15 protein-coding genes are annotated in these 14,613 nt (G+C 55.9%); 3 read left to right on the forward strand and 12 right to left on the reverse strand.

Annotated features, from left to right (window positions below):
- Positions 1 to 55 precede the first annotated feature (55 nt).
- The 12 genes from nei to ACX1CU_RS16960 form a co-directional block, all read right to left on the reverse strand.
- Positions 56 to 847 carry an endonuclease VIII gene (gene nei / locus ACX1CU_RS16905; protein WP_459399420.1) on the reverse strand — a complete coding sequence of 264 codons (792 nt, stop codon included), beginning with the start codon at positions 845 to 847 and terminating at the stop codon, positions 56 to 58.
- Positions 848 to 914: 67 nt separating this feature from the next.
- On the reverse strand, positions 915 to 1,559 hold the full coding sequence (pcp, locus tag ACX1CU_RS16910; RefSeq protein ID WP_459399421.1) for a pyroglutamyl-peptidase I: 645 nt from the start codon (positions 1,557 to 1,559) through the stop codon (positions 915 to 917).
- A 9-nt stretch (positions 1,560 to 1,568) separates the two neighbouring features.
- Positions 1,569 to 2,576, reverse strand: coding sequence for a DUF979 domain-containing protein (locus ACX1CU_RS16915; protein WP_459399422.1), 1,008 nt, complete (start codon positions 2,574 to 2,576; stop codon positions 1,569 to 1,571).
- On the reverse strand, positions 2,573 to 3,304 hold the full coding sequence (locus ACX1CU_RS16920) for a DUF969 domain-containing protein (RefSeq protein ID WP_459399423.1): 732 nt from the start codon (positions 3,302 to 3,304) through the stop codon (positions 2,573 to 2,575). Before ACX1CU_RS16920 ends, ACX1CU_RS16915 begins: the two co-directional genes overlap by 4 nt.
- Positions 3,305 to 3,357: 53 nt before the next feature.
- A complete protein-coding gene (pxpA, locus tag ACX1CU_RS16925; RefSeq protein ID WP_459399424.1) occupies positions 3,358 to 4,095 on the reverse strand; it encodes a 5-oxoprolinase subunit PxpA in 738 nt (245 codons plus the stop codon).
- A complete protein-coding gene (gene pxpC, locus ACX1CU_RS16930) occupies positions 4,085 to 5,017 on the reverse strand; it encodes a 5-oxoprolinase subunit PxpC (protein ID WP_459399425.1) in 933 nt (310 codons plus the stop codon). The genes pxpA and pxpC overlap by 11 nt, the downstream gene beginning before the upstream one ends.
- Entirely contained in the window at positions 5,011 to 5,667 is a 657-nt protein-coding gene (gene pxpB / locus ACX1CU_RS16935; RefSeq protein ID WP_459399426.1) for a 5-oxoprolinase subunit PxpB, read from the reverse strand. The genes pxpC and pxpB overlap by 7 nt, the downstream gene beginning before the upstream one ends.
- Positions 5,668 to 5,800: 133 nt before the next feature.
- The gene (locus tag ACX1CU_RS16940) at positions 5,801 to 6,544 is read right to left on the reverse strand and encodes a type 2 GTP cyclohydrolase I (RefSeq protein WP_459402842.1); all 744 of its coding nucleotides are present in this window, start codon (positions 6,542 to 6,544) and stop codon (positions 5,801 to 5,803) included.
- Positions 6,545 to 6,561: 17 nt separating this feature from the next.
- On the reverse strand, positions 6,562 to 7,542 hold the full coding sequence (locus tag ACX1CU_RS16945) for an MBL fold metallo-hydrolase (protein ID WP_459399427.1): 981 nt from the start codon (positions 7,540 to 7,542) through the stop codon (positions 6,562 to 6,564).
- A gap of 22 nt (positions 7,543 to 7,564) precedes the next feature.
- Positions 7,565 to 8,989 (reverse strand): deoxyribodipyrimidine photo-lyase, encoded by a 1,425-nt coding sequence (gene phrB / locus ACX1CU_RS16950; RefSeq protein ID WP_459399428.1) that lies wholly within the window; start codon positions 8,987 to 8,989, stop codon positions 7,565 to 7,567.
- 15 nt (positions 8,990 to 9,004) lie between these two features.
- A complete protein-coding gene (locus tag ACX1CU_RS16955; RefSeq protein WP_459399429.1) occupies positions 9,005 to 9,958 on the reverse strand; it encodes a YbgA family protein in 954 nt (317 codons plus the stop codon).
- Between the two features lie 132 nt (positions 9,959 to 10,090).
- A complete protein-coding gene (locus ACX1CU_RS16960; protein WP_459399430.1) occupies positions 10,091 to 10,297 on the reverse strand; it encodes a YbfA family protein in 207 nt (68 codons plus the stop codon).
- A 430-nt stretch (positions 10,298 to 10,727) separates the two neighbouring features.
- Here ACX1CU_RS16960 and ACX1CU_RS16965 point away from each other — a divergent pair, with 430 nt between their 5' ends.
- The 3 genes from ACX1CU_RS16965 to kdpB are packed head-to-tail and all read left to right on the forward strand — an operon-like array spanning position 10,728 to position 14,597.
- Complete coding sequence (locus tag ACX1CU_RS16965) at positions 10,728 to 10,817, forward strand: K(+)-transporting ATPase subunit F (protein WP_459399431.1); 90 nt, start codon at positions 10,728 to 10,730, stop codon at positions 10,815 to 10,817.
- Complete coding sequence (gene kdpA / locus ACX1CU_RS16970; protein WP_459399432.1) at positions 10,817 to 12,505, forward strand: potassium-transporting ATPase subunit KdpA; 1,689 nt, start codon at positions 10,817 to 10,819, stop codon at positions 12,503 to 12,505. Before ACX1CU_RS16965 ends, kdpA begins: the two co-directional genes overlap by 1 nt.
- A 22-nt stretch (positions 12,506 to 12,527) precedes the next feature.
- Complete coding sequence (gene kdpB / locus ACX1CU_RS16975) at positions 12,528 to 14,597, forward strand: potassium-transporting ATPase subunit KdpB (RefSeq protein WP_459399433.1); 2,070 nt, start codon at positions 12,528 to 12,530, stop codon at positions 14,595 to 14,597.
- Positions 14,598 to 14,613: the final 16 nt, after the last annotated feature.

The following is a 14,613-nucleotide window of genomic DNA, read 5'->3' on the forward strand; positions in this document are numbered from 1 at the left end:
ATTTGCCTCTGCTGATACAAGGCCGCCCACGTTAACCTGGGCGGTTTTTTTTCGGCTATTGCTGGCACTCCGGGCACCAATAAAACGGCCGTGATGACAGAACCGTTTTCTCGATCATCGCCCCGCATCGTAGGCAAGGTTCGCCACTGCGATGAAACACATTAAAGCGGAACAAAGTGCCATGGTGGCGATTATCGTCCACCTGACCTCGAGTTTGATAAGACAAGCGGGGAATTTCCAGCAACGCCTGTGCCAATCGGTGTAACTCTTCAGGCGTTAAGTCCTGCGGTTTATGTTTGGGTGCCAATTGCGCCTGCCACAAAATTTCAGCTCGCAGGTAATTTCCCAACCCCGCCAAAAAGGTTTGATCAAGCAGCATGCCACCCAATTGCCGCTTGCAGAACTTAGCAGACAACAGCCGCTGTTCAACCTGCCCTGCCGTTAATGCCATATCCAGCACGTCAGGGCCGATGCGTTTTAAAAACGGATGTTGCTCAATTTCGCCACGCAGTGCGAGAGTGATATCGGAAGCGCTATACAACAAAATCGCCCAGTCGGCCGTTTCCAGCCGAACGCGCAGATCGCGCTTGGTTTCCGGTACTTCTCCGGCTTTCACCACTTTCCACACGCCGTAAAGCTGGTTATGGCTGTACATCGTTAACCCGTTGGAGAAATCGGTTAACAAGGCTTTTCCCCGCGGTTCGATAGCGGTAATACATTCTCCAAGCAAATCAGCTTGATAGTGTTTCAGTTGGGGAAAGGCAAACCAGACTTCAGTCAGCGGTTGGCCAATCATCACCGCCGCCAGTTTATCTGCCGCCCGGCGAATCTCCGGTCCTTCTGGCATACCACACTCCTTAACTGAAAAGGGCCCTGCGTACAGAGCCCTCAGATTTTAACCCATGGAACACGCCTTAATGCGTTGCTCCACCCACCACTTTCAAATCATGCTCAACCTGCAACGCAAGCAAAATAGCCAATTCCAATGCAAGCAACACGGTCTGGCCCGCCATACTCGGTGCACCAGGGTGGAACGCGGCCTGTTCCGGCAGATACGGGATATGGATAAAACCGCCTTTCACCGCCTGTTGCCCACGTAAACGATGCAGCAAACCGTACATCACGTGGTTGCACACATAGGTTCCGGCAGTCTGCGAAACCGAAGCAGGGATCCCGGCTTCGCGCAGCCCATTCACCATCGCTTTGATGGGCAAGGTGCTGAAATAAGCCGCTGGCCCTTGTTCAACAATCGCCTGATCGAGCGGCTGTTGCCCTTGGTTATCGGGAATGCGCGCATCATCAACGTTAATCGCCACCCGTTCCAGGGTAATATCGACGCGCCCACCTGCCTGCCCCACCGCCAGCACCAACACCGGTTGCAATTCATCAATGGCCGCGTTCAGCACCGTTAACGCTTCACCAAACACGCAGGGTAACTGGCGCGCAACGATACGCGTACCAGCAACTTCCCGTTCGTCGAGCTGCTTCACCACTTCCCAGGAAGGATTCACCTGTTCGCCACCAAACGGCTCAAACCCCGTGATTAATACTTTTTGCATAAGGCTCTCCTACAGGAACATCAGGAAATACAGCAAGAAGACGTTCACTATCAGCAAAGTGACCCCGGTTGGGATCTGCGCCTTGATCACTGCGTTCTTGTCTGGCAGTTCCAGTAATGCTGCTGGCACAATGTTGAAGTTAGCCGCCATTGGCGTCATCAAGGTGCCGCAATAGCCGGAGAACATGCCGATGGCCGCCATCACCGCCGGATTACCGCCGTGTTGCAGCACCAGAATGGGGATACCGATACCGGCAGTAACAATCGGGAACGCAGCAAATGCGTTACCCATCACCATGGTTAACACTGCCATACCAATAGCGTATACCGCCACGGCAATGAAACGGTTATCGACCGCCAGGTATTCCTGCGTCAGATGAGAAATCGCAGTGCCAACACCAGCCGTGGTGAACAACAAGCCCAACGTAGCCAGGATCTGCGGCAGAATAAACGCCCAACCGATGGAATCCAGCAGGCGGCGCGCTTCTTGCACCGGCTGCAGGGCTTTTTCATGGGTCATCTTCACGGCGATCAGTAGACCCAGCGCGCAGCCGACAGTCATCGAGAATAACGTAATCAGCGTGGCATGATTGCCGCTGCCAAACACCGCATTTTGCAATGCCGGAATGTTGTTGAACAGCAGCACGCCGATCACCGTCACCACCGGAATGGCCAGAGCAGGAATAAACAGGCGGTTCCCCAGCCGCTGAGCGCTGGCTTCGCGCTCCTGCGGACTACGCTGATGGTAACTGCCCAGACGAACGCCACCGAAACCGGCGATCAATGCCATCACCACCACCAGCACCCCCACGATAATGTGCAATTGGCGTTTGGCTTCGGCACCGCTGCCGAACAGCCCGTAGGTCCAGTCCCCCACCAGGAAGATCAAGCCGTACAGCATCCAGAATAGGCCCGTAGTCACACGACGTGGGTTAGCGCGATCGCGGAACGACATCACCGCGACGATCAGTAATACCGCACCGGCCAACCAGTAGAGATATTGTTGCTGGAAATTCATTTGCCAGCTCCTTTCGCTTGCAGCGCGGCTTGATTGAGCTTGCTCAGCTCTGCGGTCAGCTGCTTGTCCATACGATACAAACGGAACGCGTGGATCAGGAAGGCAAAGATCGCCGTTGGGATCCCCCATAGCGCAATATGCAGCGGCTCAGTCTGAATACCGCCGGATTCCAGCATAAAGTTATGCATAAAGATGATCGCGCCAAAAGCCACGAAAATATCTTCACCAAAGAACAAACCGACGTTATCGGTCGCCGCAGACATCGCACGCAGCCGATGGCGCACATGCTCAGGCAGATCACCGTAGCGGTTTTCCGTTGCACCTTCGGCCATCGGTGCCAACAGCGGGCGCACCATCTGTGGATGGCCGCCCAGGCTGGTCAACCCCATCGCTGCGGTGGCTTCACGCACAAACAGATAGACGATCAACAAACGCCCGGCGGTGGCACTTTTGATTTTGGCGATCCACGCTTGCGCGCGTTCTTTCAGCCCGTGACGTTCCAACAGACCGATAACCGCCAACGGTAACAGCAGAATCAACGGCAGGTTACGGGTATTGATAAAGCCCTCACCCAGTTTTTCCAGAATCACGTCTAGCGGCATCAGTGCCGCCAGCCCGGTGATAATCCCGGCGGCGATCACCACCAGCACCGGGTTAAAGCGTAGAACGAATCCAACCACGATGGCGGCAATGCCGATCAGTGGCCAGAGGTTTACTGCTTGTTCCATAGTTTTCATCCCTCATAGATTGTGTTTCTTATTTTTATAACGATACGACCAGGTTAATCCGCACTGACGCGGATCTGCTGTGCGGCAAAGCTCTCACGCAGTTTACGGGCATAGGCCAACGCATGTTCACCATCGCCATGCAGGCAAACCGTTTCGGCCTGAACGGCGGCCCAGGTTCCTGCCACCGTACGTACTCGGTGGTGACGCACCATCTCCAGCGTTTGTTCCAGCGCCAACTCATCACTGGCGATCAACGCGCCCTGCTGACCGCGCGGTACCAAAGTGCCATCGGCCTGATAACCGCGATCGGCAAACACTTCCTGCCGCGTCGCCAGCCCCAGTTTCTCTCCGGCACGAATCAACTCACTGCCTGCCAAGCCGACCAAACGTAATGCCGGATCCACCGCCAGCACGGCGCGGGCAATAGCTTCCGCCAACTCGGGCTCCACGGCGGCCTGGTTATATAACATGCCATGAGGTTTCACATGCACCATTACGCCGCCCTCGGCACGGGCGATTGCCGCCAGTGCGCCAAGCTGATAAACCACCTGCGCGTAAACCGTTTCCGCAGGCAACTGCATACGGGTACGGCCAAAGTTTTCCCGGTCAGGGAAACTCGGGTGTGCGCCGATGGCTACGCCATATTGCAGCGCCCAACGCACCGACTGGCGCATGGTTTGCGCATCACCGGCATGAAAGCCGCAGGCGATGTTGGCGGAACTGACCAGTTGCAGCAACGCCTCATCATTGGCACAGCCTTCGCCGAGATCGGCGTTCAAATCAACGATCATTTAACCCCCAGGCAATCTGTTGAATAAAGTGATCCTGCTCAGCTTTGGCACGCTGCGCGTCGGCCAAGGTGCAGGGGATAAAGTGAATCGCCTCACCTAGCCGAATCTGCGCCAAATGGTAGAGATCGGCTTCAATCACGCAGGCAATACGCGGATAGCCACCGGTGGTCTGTGCATCGGCCATCAGTACGATTGGTTGGCCGTTATGCGGCACCTGCACCACGCCCGGCAACAGCCCATGAGAGAGCATTTCGCGATCGGTGATTCTTGCCAGCGCAGTGCTGCCGTGCAGACGATATCCCATCCGGTTACTTTGCGGGCTGAGCTGCCAAGCCGTGCGCCAAAAGGCATCCTGCGCTTGTTTGCTGAACTCTTCATATTCCGGCCCCGGCAAAGCCCGGATCCGGTTGTTGAACAGCAACTGCTTCACGCCTAGGCTATTAACCGGTAATTTCTGGCTTTTACCCAAGGGTAAAACGTCGCCATCTTTCAGCTGTCGCCCACTAAACCCACCGAAACCGGCTTTTAGATCGGTACTGCGCGACCCCAGCATCTCTGGCACCGCAATTCCGCCCGACACTGCCAGATAACTGCGCATTCCGCGTTTAGGCGTTTTCAACGTCAGCTTTTGGCCTTTTTTGACCGGGTAACGCCACCCCGTCCACAGCGAGTTGCCATCCAACTGGGCATCGCAACCGGCTCCGGTCAGGGCGATCCAACCACTTTGGGTAAATTCAGCGCTGAACTGCCCCAGCGTAATCTCCAACCCGGCGGCCTCCACTGAGTTGCCCACCAGCAGATTAGCGATTTTCAGCGCAGGTACATCCAACGCCCCGCCCTGGCTGATACCCAAGCGGCGAAAACCGTTGCGCCCCAGGTCCTGAACCGTGGTGTAAATACCCGCACGCAGGATCTTCAACATACCCCCTCCTTCTGCGGCACAAAGCGCACGTTGTCGCCAGGGCGTAACAGCGTCGGCGGCATTTCATTGGGATTAAACAGGGCAAGCGGCGTACGGCCAATCAGTTGCCAGCCACCGGGAGTGACTAACGGATAGATCCCCGTCTGGCCGCCGCCGATACCCACCGAACCGGCAGCAACCGACAGGCGCGGCTCTGCCCGACGCGGCATCGCCAACCGTTCCGGCATGCCACCCAGATAGGTGAACCCCGGCTGAAAACCGAGGAAGTACACCACATAGGCCACCGAAGAATGGCATTCCACCACCTGCTGCGGCGTCATGCCGGTGTACTGTGCTACCTCGTTCAGATCGGGGCCATCCTCCCCGCCGTAGATCACCGGAATATCCACATCGCGGGATTCCGGTACCAGGCTTTCATTATCCTCCCAACCCTGCCGCAGCAGCTCCAACATGGCTTCGGCATCCGCCTGCGGCGTATACAGCAACAGCGTCAGGTTATTCATGCCCGGCACCACTTCGCGCACGTCAGTATGGTGGTTGAGCTTTTCCGCCAATGCCCAAATACGTTGCTGACTCTGCAACGTAACCGGTGGTGCCAATTCAAGCACGACTGCTCTTTCCCCTAACAGGTAATATTGTGCTCGCTGCACCTTGTTCTCCTTATTTATTGCAAAACGCATCAGTTATGCGTGACGGCGGCCCGGCTGTCAATAGAACAACCTTTGCTAAAGTAAGGGCTTAGAATGGGTTACGGGTTCGGCCAAGCGAACCCGTAAGGGAAAATCAGGCAGGATTCGGGATATCGATAAAGGTCACATCAAAGCCATGCTGCTGCGCCAACCACTCTCCGAGCGCCTTGATCCCACCACGTTCGGTGGCATGGTGGCCAGCGGCAAAGAAGTGCAGGCCCATTTCCCGCGCCGTATGGATAGTTTGTTCCGAAACCTCGCCGCTGATAAAGGCATCGACACCAAACCGTGCGGCGCTGTCGATAAAGCTCTGACCACCGCCGGTGCACCAGGCTACTTTGCGGATCTGTTCCGGCGCATTATCACCACAGTGCAACACTGCGCGGCCCAAGCAATTTTCGATACGCCGTTGCAGCTCACTGCCGCTTAGCGGTTGCTCAAACTCACCGTGCGGTAGCAAAGATTCAACCTCACCCAGCACGCGGATCCCTAGCATCTTGGCCAGTTGGGCGTTATTGCCCAACACCGGATGCGCGTCCAGCGGCAGGTGATAGCCGTACAGATTGATATCATTGCTTAACAGCGTTTTCAGCCGGTTACGCTTCATGCCGCGCACCGACGGCGCTTCGTTTTTCCAGAAATAACCGTGATGCACCACAATGGCATCGGCCTGATGCGCCACGGCGGCATCAAGCAGCGCCTGGCACGCCGTCACGCCAGTGACAATACGCTGCACCTGAGCGCGCCCTTCCACCTGTAGGCCGTTTGGCCCATAGTCCTGAAAAGCGGAGCAGTTCAGCTCGGTGTTAATCAGATTTTCCAGATCGAGGTTATGCATACTCATCTCACTCTTATTCAAAATTGTTGCAGGTCGCCCTGCTCCATCAAAATAAACTTCACCCCCAGCTTATTACCCTGCTCTAGCTGCTGCTTGATGGTGGCTCGCACATCCTCCCCCTGTTTCAGGCTGGGTTTGATATGGCTGATCACGATTGGCAGATCTTTCAGCGAACCTTCTTCTCCAATGTATTGCTGCAAGTTTTTCAGCTCTTTCAGCAACCAGGCTGGGGTCAGATGACCATAGAGCGATTTATCTTCCACGCCGTTAGGGTAAGAGGTTTCGATAATCATGCCTTTCAGCTTCTTCTGCTCAATCAGCGGCCCTAACACACGCCAGATGGCATCCAGATTGCGTGACTGCTCCAGCTTATCCGGGCCAGTATCACCAAAATAGGCAAATGAGCCTTCGCGGTCGCTAATCAGCAGCATTGAAGAAGAGTAGCGATCGTGGCTGAGCGGATACATCACGCCGCTCAAGCCGGTCAGCCCCAGGGTCACTCGCTGTTGCGGGCGTACCGTTTGCAAACGGTAGGTCCCCAGCCGCGCGCCATTGCCCGCATCGGTAAAGTTGGGCCAGGCTTTCCAGTTGAAATAGTGGTTACGCAGTGTCAGAACGGTGTCCGCCTGCGCATAAATGGTTTTCTTGTTATCTTGCGGTGAGCCAATGATCAACCCGGCGACATGGTCCAAGTGCGCGTGGCTGATAAAATAACTGTCGATCAGTTGGCGGAACACATAGCCCTGCGGAGTATAAGGGGCCGCCAGTTCAGGCGTCACCTGCGGGAAGCTGCCCTTTTGCAGCCCCTTGGCAATGCCCGGCAGCAGCGAACCGGCATCCAATGCCAGATATTGCGTTTGCTTGTCGCTGCGGATCAGGTAAGAGGTCAGATTGCCATCGCTGACGCCGCCGTCGACGCCCAGCGCCACTACGTCAAAGCCGGCCATCGCCAGTGCGGAATACCCGCTCAGGCACAAAGCCAGCATTTTTTTCATCATCAGGAAGCTCCTTGGTGTTGCCTTAAGATCCCCCTCGCTTGGCCGCTTCGAAGGCCGCCAGCGTATCCAGCCGGGCCTGCTTGTGATCGACAATCGGTAGCGGGTAATCCAGCACGCGTCGCTGTTTTTCTGCCCAGCGATGGGGTTGGTGAATATCATTGTCCGGTACATCAGTCAGTTCAGGCAACCATTTACGGATAAAAGTGCCTTGCGGATCAAAACGTTCGCCCTGTGTGGTTGGATTAAAAATACGGAAATAAGGTGCGGCATCGGTACCGGTAGAAGCAGCCCACTGCCAGCCACCGTTATTGGCCGCCAGATCGCCATCCAGCAGTTGAGACATGAAATAACGTTCACCGGCACGCCAGTCGATCAACAAATCTTTCACCAGAAAGCTGGCGCTGATCATGCGTAAGCGGTTGTGCATCCAACCGGTTTGATTGAGCTGACGCATAGCGGCATCGACGATCGGGTAACCGGTCAAGCCCTGTTGCCAGGCCAGTAATGCCCGATCATCAGCCTTCCAGCATACCCTATCGGTCCACTCGATAAAGGGACGGTGCTTGCATAACGCAGGATGCGCCACCATCAGGTGACGATAAAACTCACGCCAGATCAGTTCATTCAGCCAGCAGAAAGCACCACTTTCCGGGTTTTCCAACACTTCCGGGCATTCGGCGCGTAGCCGGTTAAAGCACTGACGTGGCGACAGCACGCCGATGGCCAGATATGGCGATAAACTGCTAGTACCGGCAATCGCCGGCAGATCGCGCTGCTTCGCATAATCCTGCACCTGTTCACGGCAGAAAGTCCGCAAGCGTTGCAATGCCGCCTCTTCACCGGCCGGGTAAGCACTCCCTACATCCGCTAAGGGATAATCGAAGGCCTCCGGCACGGTAACTTTCACCACTTCGCCGCGTGAACGCGGGGCTGGCAATGAACTGACATCGGATTCGGTCAGGCGTTGGATAAACGCCCGTCGAAACGGCGTATACACCTTGTACATCTCGCCACTGCCGGTTTGCACGCTGCCCGGAGGTAACAGCAGGCTATCGTCAAAGCTGTGGCAAATCACCTTGCCCGCCAGCTGTTGTTCAAGCAGCGCATCACGCTGGCGCTCATTGATTTCATACTGGCGGTTGTAAAACAGCGCGGTGACCTGCCGCTGCTGGCAGAAATCCACCAGCCAGCGCGCTGAATCAGCAAAATCGTGGCATTGATGGTAAACCAGCTCAATACCGCGCTCCGCCAACGCCTGCTGAACCTGTAACAGGTTGGCGTAGATAAAGGCCGCCTGGCGCGGTGCCATCTCATGCTGTTGCCACTGCCCAGGCGTAGCAACGAACACCACCAATACCTTGGCATCAGGATCGCTACAGGCAGCATGTAGCGCTTTGTTGTCAATCATGCGCAGATCGTTACGCAACCAGACCAGATGGGTAGTCATAGCATTCCTTGCTGATTAATGGCCATAGCGCAAACGCAGCGCCTCTGGGTAGGGTTCGAAATAGCGCTGCTGCGCCAGATAGCTATCAGGATATTCAGCCATGTAATGTTTCAACAGGGTGATAGGAGCCAGCAAAGGTTGCATCCCCTGGCGATAACGATCGATTAATTGCGCCAGTTCCTGACGCTGAGCGGAACTGAGCTGGCGGCGGAAGTAGCCCTGCACATGCATCAGCACGTTGGTGTGGTTACGACGAGTCGCTTTGTGCTGCAACAACGCCATCAGGCGGCTGCGGTACTCCACGGTAAACTCCTCCAGCGATGCCCACTTTTCAATGCCCGCCACAAAACGCCCCAGTTCGCGGTATTCGGGTTGTGAATGTGCCAGCAGTGAAAGTTTATAACGGCTGTGGAAAGCGATCAGCCCGCCGCGCGTCAGGCCTTTACGCCACAGCATGTTCAGTTCATAGAGCGCAAACACCCGCTCAACAAAGTTCTCACGCAGCACCGGATCGTTCAGGCGGCCATCTTCCTCCACCGGCAGCCACGGCATCTGGCGCATCAATTCGGCGGTGAACAGCCCAACGCCGCTTTTGCGCGCCCCTTCGCCATTCTCACCGTACACCTTAACCCGCTCCATACCACAACTGGGCGATTTGGCGCAGACGATATAACCGCATAAATCCTGTAGACCGGCAACACGCTGCTCAGAGAACTGCTGCATCTTGTCGGTGACATCTACCGTGCTGTCGTTACTGTTGCACAGCACCGTCTCTTGCTGTTTTTTCACCAGCCGCAGCGCCGGCCGTGGCGCGGGCAAGCCAATCGCCATTTCCGGGCAAATGGGTTCGAAGCGCACATAAGGGGCCAATTGCTCAACGGCAAACGCGAACCGCTTGTGACCACCATCGAAACGTACTGTCCCGCCCAACAGGCAAGCGCTAATCCCTACCGGAATTTTGTCATTCATATTTCACGATCCACAATGTTAGACGATGGGAAAAGTGTAGAGGAATTCGCGCGTTAGTACGACCTTGTAAAGCAGAAACAAAAAACCCCCGCCAAAATTGACGAGGGTTTCAGTATGGTACGCTCGCGGCAATCAATAAAAATCGCCAGACGCGGCCTCTGCCTGCTGCAACCAGACCGGTTTATCACTGGTTTTTGACCAGACACGGTGCAAATAGCTGTAAAAACGCGCGCGATCTGAACGGAACAGCATCACCGGTAAAGTCAGCAGCAGCGCCAGAAGCACTGCGCTACGGCGCAGGAAGATCCGATGCAATGGATAGGCGTGATAGTTAGACATGCGAACCTCCTTGAAAACACCTGCGGCGGAACTATCAGGAAACCGTACGGGCGTAAGAATTAAAATTAAGATGATTTGAAAACTGAGCAAAATTTTACCGCAGTTGTTGTAATTTTACTACTCATCCGACCACCAAACTGGTTAAAAAATCGCAAAAAAAGCGCAATCACGTAATTTTGTTACACCAAGGTTAATAACAAACCTAATTCAGGTTGCATGATGGTTGCTTGCCGATGACAGGCTTTTTCTCCCTTAAATAACAGTAACAGCACCGATCACGTCGACTTTCACGGCTACAAAATGAACTTTTCTGCTTTAATTTCAGCCATTTTTATACTTTCTTTACACCTCTCAGCGCTATTTTTTCATTTTCTTTCTACCCTGCTCCCTACACTCAGCGTATCCAAAACAACACCTCTGGAGGTGTCCCGTGAATTTCAGCGTTATTGGTGGTGCGCTGTTGGTTCTGCTGCTGTTGGGCTATTTGATTTATGCCCTGTTTAATGCGGAGGACTTCTGATGGCAGCTTCAGCCTTCTTACTGATTGCCAGCTTTATGCTGGTGCTTCTGTTGCTGGCCCGTCCACTGGGTGGCTTTATCGCCCGGCTGATCGAAGGCGAACCGCTGCCAGTGCTGCGTCATTTTGAAAGCGCCGTCTGGCGCTGTTGCGGTAGTGACACCGCAGAAATGAACTGGTGGCAGTATGCCTTGGCGATCATGTGGTTCAATATCCTCGGGCTAGTGCTGCTGTTTGTACTGCTGATGGCCCAAGGTTCATTGCCGCTTAACCCGCAAGGATTCGCCGGGTTGTCTTGGGATCTGGCCTTCAATACCGCCGTCAGTTTTGTCACCAATACCAACTGGCAGGCTTACAGCGGTGAAAACACCCTCAGCTATCTCAGCCAGATGGTTGGGCTGACGGTACAGAACTTCCTGTCTGCCGCCACCGGTATTGCCGTGGCCTTTGCTCTGATCCGCGCGTTTGCCCGCCGCTCCAGTGCCACCATCGGTAATGCCTGGATCGATATCCTGCGCATTACCCTGTATGTGCTGTTGCCGCTGTCGCTGATCATCGCGCTGTTCTTTGTTAGCCAGGGCTCACTGCAGAACCTGCTGCCTTACCTGCATCTGAACACGTTGGAAGGTGCGCAACAAACGCTGCCGATGGGGCCAGTGGCCTCGCAGGAAGCGATCAAAATGCTCGGCACCAACGGCGGTGGTTTCTTCGGAGCCAACTCCGCGCACCCGTTCGAGAACCCAACGGTATTGACCAACTTTGTGCAGATGCTGGCGATCTTCCTGATCCCTTGCGCACTGTGCTTCGCTTTTGGTCAGGTCGCCGGTGAAAACCGCCAGGGCCATGCGCTGGTCTGGGCGATGGCGCTGATCTTCGTGATTGCGGTGATCGTGGTGATGAACGCCGAACTGGCGGGTAATCCGCATCTGAGCACGCTGGGCAGCGCCAGCAATATCAACATGGAAGGTAAAGAATCCCGCTTCGGTATTCTCGCCTCCAGCATGTTCTCGGTGGTCACCACGGCGGCCTCCTGCGGTGCCGTCAACGCCATGCATGACTCCTTTACCCCGCTGGGCGGCCTGGTGCCAATGTGGTTGATGCAGATTGGTGAAGTGGTCTTCGGCGGCGTTGGTTCCGGCCTGTATGGCATGCTGCTGTTCGTGCTGCTGACGGTGTTTATTGCCGGGCTGATGATTGGCCGCACCCCGGAATATCTGGGTAAGAAAATTGATGTTTATGACATGAAAATGACCGCGCTGGCGATCCTGGTTACCCCGACGCTGGTACTGCTGGGAACCGCGCTGGCGATTGCCACCGACGCAGGCCGTGCCGGTATTCTCAACCCCGGCGCGCATGGTTTCAGCGAAGTGCTGTATGCCCTGTCCTCTGCTGCCAACAACAACGGCAGCGCCTTCGCCGGTTTAAGCGTCAATACGCCGTTCTATAACCTACTGCTGGCCTTCGCCATGTTCGTCGGCCGCTTTGGGGTGATCCTGCCGGTGCTGGCGATTGCCGGTTCGCTGTGCGTCAAAAAACGCCAACCGGCGGGTAACGGTACGTTGCCGACTTACGGGCCGCTGTTTATCGGCCTGCTGATCGGCACCATCCTGCTGGTAGGCGCATTGACCTTTGTTCCAGCGCTGGCGCTGGGCCCGGTAGCCGAGCATTTACAGCTTTGGTTGGCAAACTAACAGTCATAGAGAGAACAAAACGATGACTCGTAAACAACGTGCGCTGTTTGAGCCAGCATTACTCCGTACCGCGCTGATTGATGCGGCGAAAAAGCTGGATCCGCGTGTGCAGTGGCGCAACCCGGTGATGTTCGTGGTGTACATCGGCAGCATTCTGACCAGCGCCATCTGGTTAGCTATTCTGGCAGGCAAAACTGACGGTAACGCCGCTTTCACTGGCAGTATCTCGCTGTGGCTGTGGTTTACCGTGCTGTTTGCCAACTTTGCCGAAGCCTTGGCAGAAGGGCGCAGTAAAGCCCAGGCCGAAAGCCTGAAAGGTACCAAAAAAACCAGTTGGGCGAAGAAGCTTGCCAGCGCAAAACGCGATGCGGCCAGCGAAAGAGTCTCGGCCGAAAGCCTGCGCAAAGGGGATATCGTACTGGTGGAAGCCGGTGACACTATCCCGTGCGACGGTGAAGTGCTGGAAGGTGGAGCCTCGGTGGATGAAAGCGCTATTACCGGTGAATCCGCACCGGTGATCCGCGAATCCGGCGGCGACTTTTCGTCTGTGACCGGCGGGACGCGCGTGCTGTCTGACTGGCTGGTGGTGCAGTGCAGCGTGAACCCAGGTGAAACCTTCCTCGATCGCATGATCGCCATGGTGGAAGGCGCTAAACGCCGTAAAACGCCCAATGAGGTGGCGCTGACCATTCTGCTGATCGCCTTAACCATCGTCTTCGTACTGGCAACCGCCACCCTGTTCCCTTACTCGCAATACAGCGTGGAAGCCGCAGGCAGCGGCACCGTGGTCTCCATCACCGTGCTGGTAGCCTTGCTGGTATGCCTGATCCCCACCACCATCGGCGGATTGCTATCTGCCATCGGCGTGGCCGGGATGAGCCGCATGCTGGGGGCCAACGTGATCGCTACCAGCGGCCGAGCGGTGGAAGCGGCTGGTGACGTTGATGTGCTGCTGCTGGATAAAACCGGCACCATCACGCTGGGTAACCGCCAAGCCTCTGAGTTTCTGCCTGCTCCGGGCGTCAAAGAGCAGGAACTGGCCGATGCGGCGCAGCTTTCCTCACTGGCGGATGAAACCCCAGAAGGTCGCAGTATTGTAGTGCTGGCGAAGCAGCACTTCAACCTGCGTGAACGTGATTTGCAGGCCCTGAATGCCACCTTTGTGCCCTTCTCTGCGCAAACCCGCATGAGCGGGGTTAATGTGCAGGATCGGATGATCCGTAAAGGGGCCGTGGATGCGATTCGCCGCCACGTGGAATCGAATAACGGCCATTTCCCGCGTGCCGTCGACGATCTGGTGGAAAGCGTGGCACGCACCGGCGGTACACCGCTGGTGGTGGCCGAAGGGCCGCGCGTGCTGGGCGTTGTGGCGCTGAAAGATATCGTGAAAGGTGGGATTAAAGAGCGCTTTGCCGAACTGCGCAAAATGGGCATCAAAACGGTGATGATCACCGGGGATAACCGCCTGACCGCCGCCGCCATCGCTGCCGAAGCCGGGGTGGATGATTTTCTGTCAGAAGCCACACCCGAAGCCAAACTGGCGCTGATCCGCCAATATCAGGCCGAAGGTCGCCTGGTTGCGATGACCGGTGACGGCACCAACGATGCCCCAGCTCTGGCACAGGCCGACGTGGCGGTTGCCATGAACTCCGGTACCCAGGCTGCCAAAGAAGCAGGCAATATGGTGGATTTGGACTCCAACCCCACCAAGCTGATCGAAGTGGTGCATATCGGTAAACAGATGCTGATGACGCGCGGTTCGCTGACCACCTTCAGCATTGCCAACGATGTGGCGAAATACTTTGCCATTATTCCGGCGGCATTTGCCGCCACCTACCCGCAACTGAATGCGCTGAACATCATGAATTTGCATTCACCGTCATCCGCCATTATGTCGGCGGTGATCTTCAACGCGCTGGTGATCGTGTTCCTGATCCCGCTGGCGCTGCGCGGGGTGAGTTATAAAGCGATGAGCGCGGCGGCACTGCTGCGGCGCAATCTGTGGCTGTACGGTTTGGGTGGCCTGTTGGTGCCGTTTGTCGGTATCAAGCTGATCGATCTGCTGCTAACCGCGCTGAATATGGCCGGTTAAGATAATGAGGAAATGA

This window comes from Serratia sp. D1N4 (assembly GCF_054552755.1).

Bases quoted from the DNA above. Each gene is read 5' to 3' on its own strand.
- ACX1CU_RS16945 (WP_459399427.1), bottom strand. From the start codon at position 7,542: ATGATGAAAAAAATGCTGGCTTTGTGCCTGAGCGGGTATTCCGCACTG.
- ACX1CU_RS16955 (WP_459399429.1), bottom strand. From the start codon at position 9,958: ATGAATGACAAAATTCCGGTAGGGATTAGCGCTTGCCTGTTGGGCGGG.
- kdpB (WP_459399433.1), top strand. From the start codon at position 12,528: ATGACTCGTAAACAACGTGCGCTGTTTGAGCCAGCATTACTCCGTACC.
- ACX1CU_RS16915 (WP_459399422.1), bottom strand. From the start codon at position 2,576: ATGAATTTCCAGCAACAATATCTCTACTGGTTGGCCGGTGCGGTATTA.
- pcp (WP_459399421.1), bottom strand. From the start codon at position 1,559: ATGCAAAAAGTATTAATCACGGGGTTTGAGCCGTTTGGTGGCGAACAG.
- pxpA (WP_459399424.1), bottom strand. From the start codon at position 4,095: ATGATCGTTGATTTGAACGCCGATCTCGGCGAAGGCTGTGCCAATGAT.
- ACX1CU_RS16960 (WP_459399430.1), bottom strand. From the start codon at position 10,297: ATGTCTAACTATCACGCCTATCCATTGCATCGGATCTTCCTGCGCCGT.
- ACX1CU_RS16940 (WP_459402842.1), bottom strand. From the start codon at position 6,544: ATGCATAACCTCGATCTGGAAAATCTGATTAACACCGAGCTGAACTGC.
- ACX1CU_RS16920 (WP_459399423.1), bottom strand. From the start codon at position 3,304: ATGGAACAAGCAGTAAACCTCTGGCCACTGATCGGCATTGCCGCCATC.
- pxpC (WP_459399425.1), bottom strand. From the start codon at position 5,017: ATGTTGAAGATCCTGCGTGCGGGTATTTACACCACGGTTCAGGACCTG.
- kdpA (WP_459399432.1), top strand. From the start codon at position 10,817: ATGGCAGCTTCAGCCTTCTTACTGATTGCCAGCTTTATGCTGGTGCTT.
- nei (WP_459399420.1), bottom strand. From the start codon at position 847: ATGCCAGAAGGACCGGAGATTCGCCGGGCGGCAGATAAACTGGCGGCG.
- phrB (WP_459399428.1), bottom strand. From the start codon at position 8,989: ATGACTACCCATCTGGTCTGGTTGCGTAACGATCTGCGCATGATTGAC.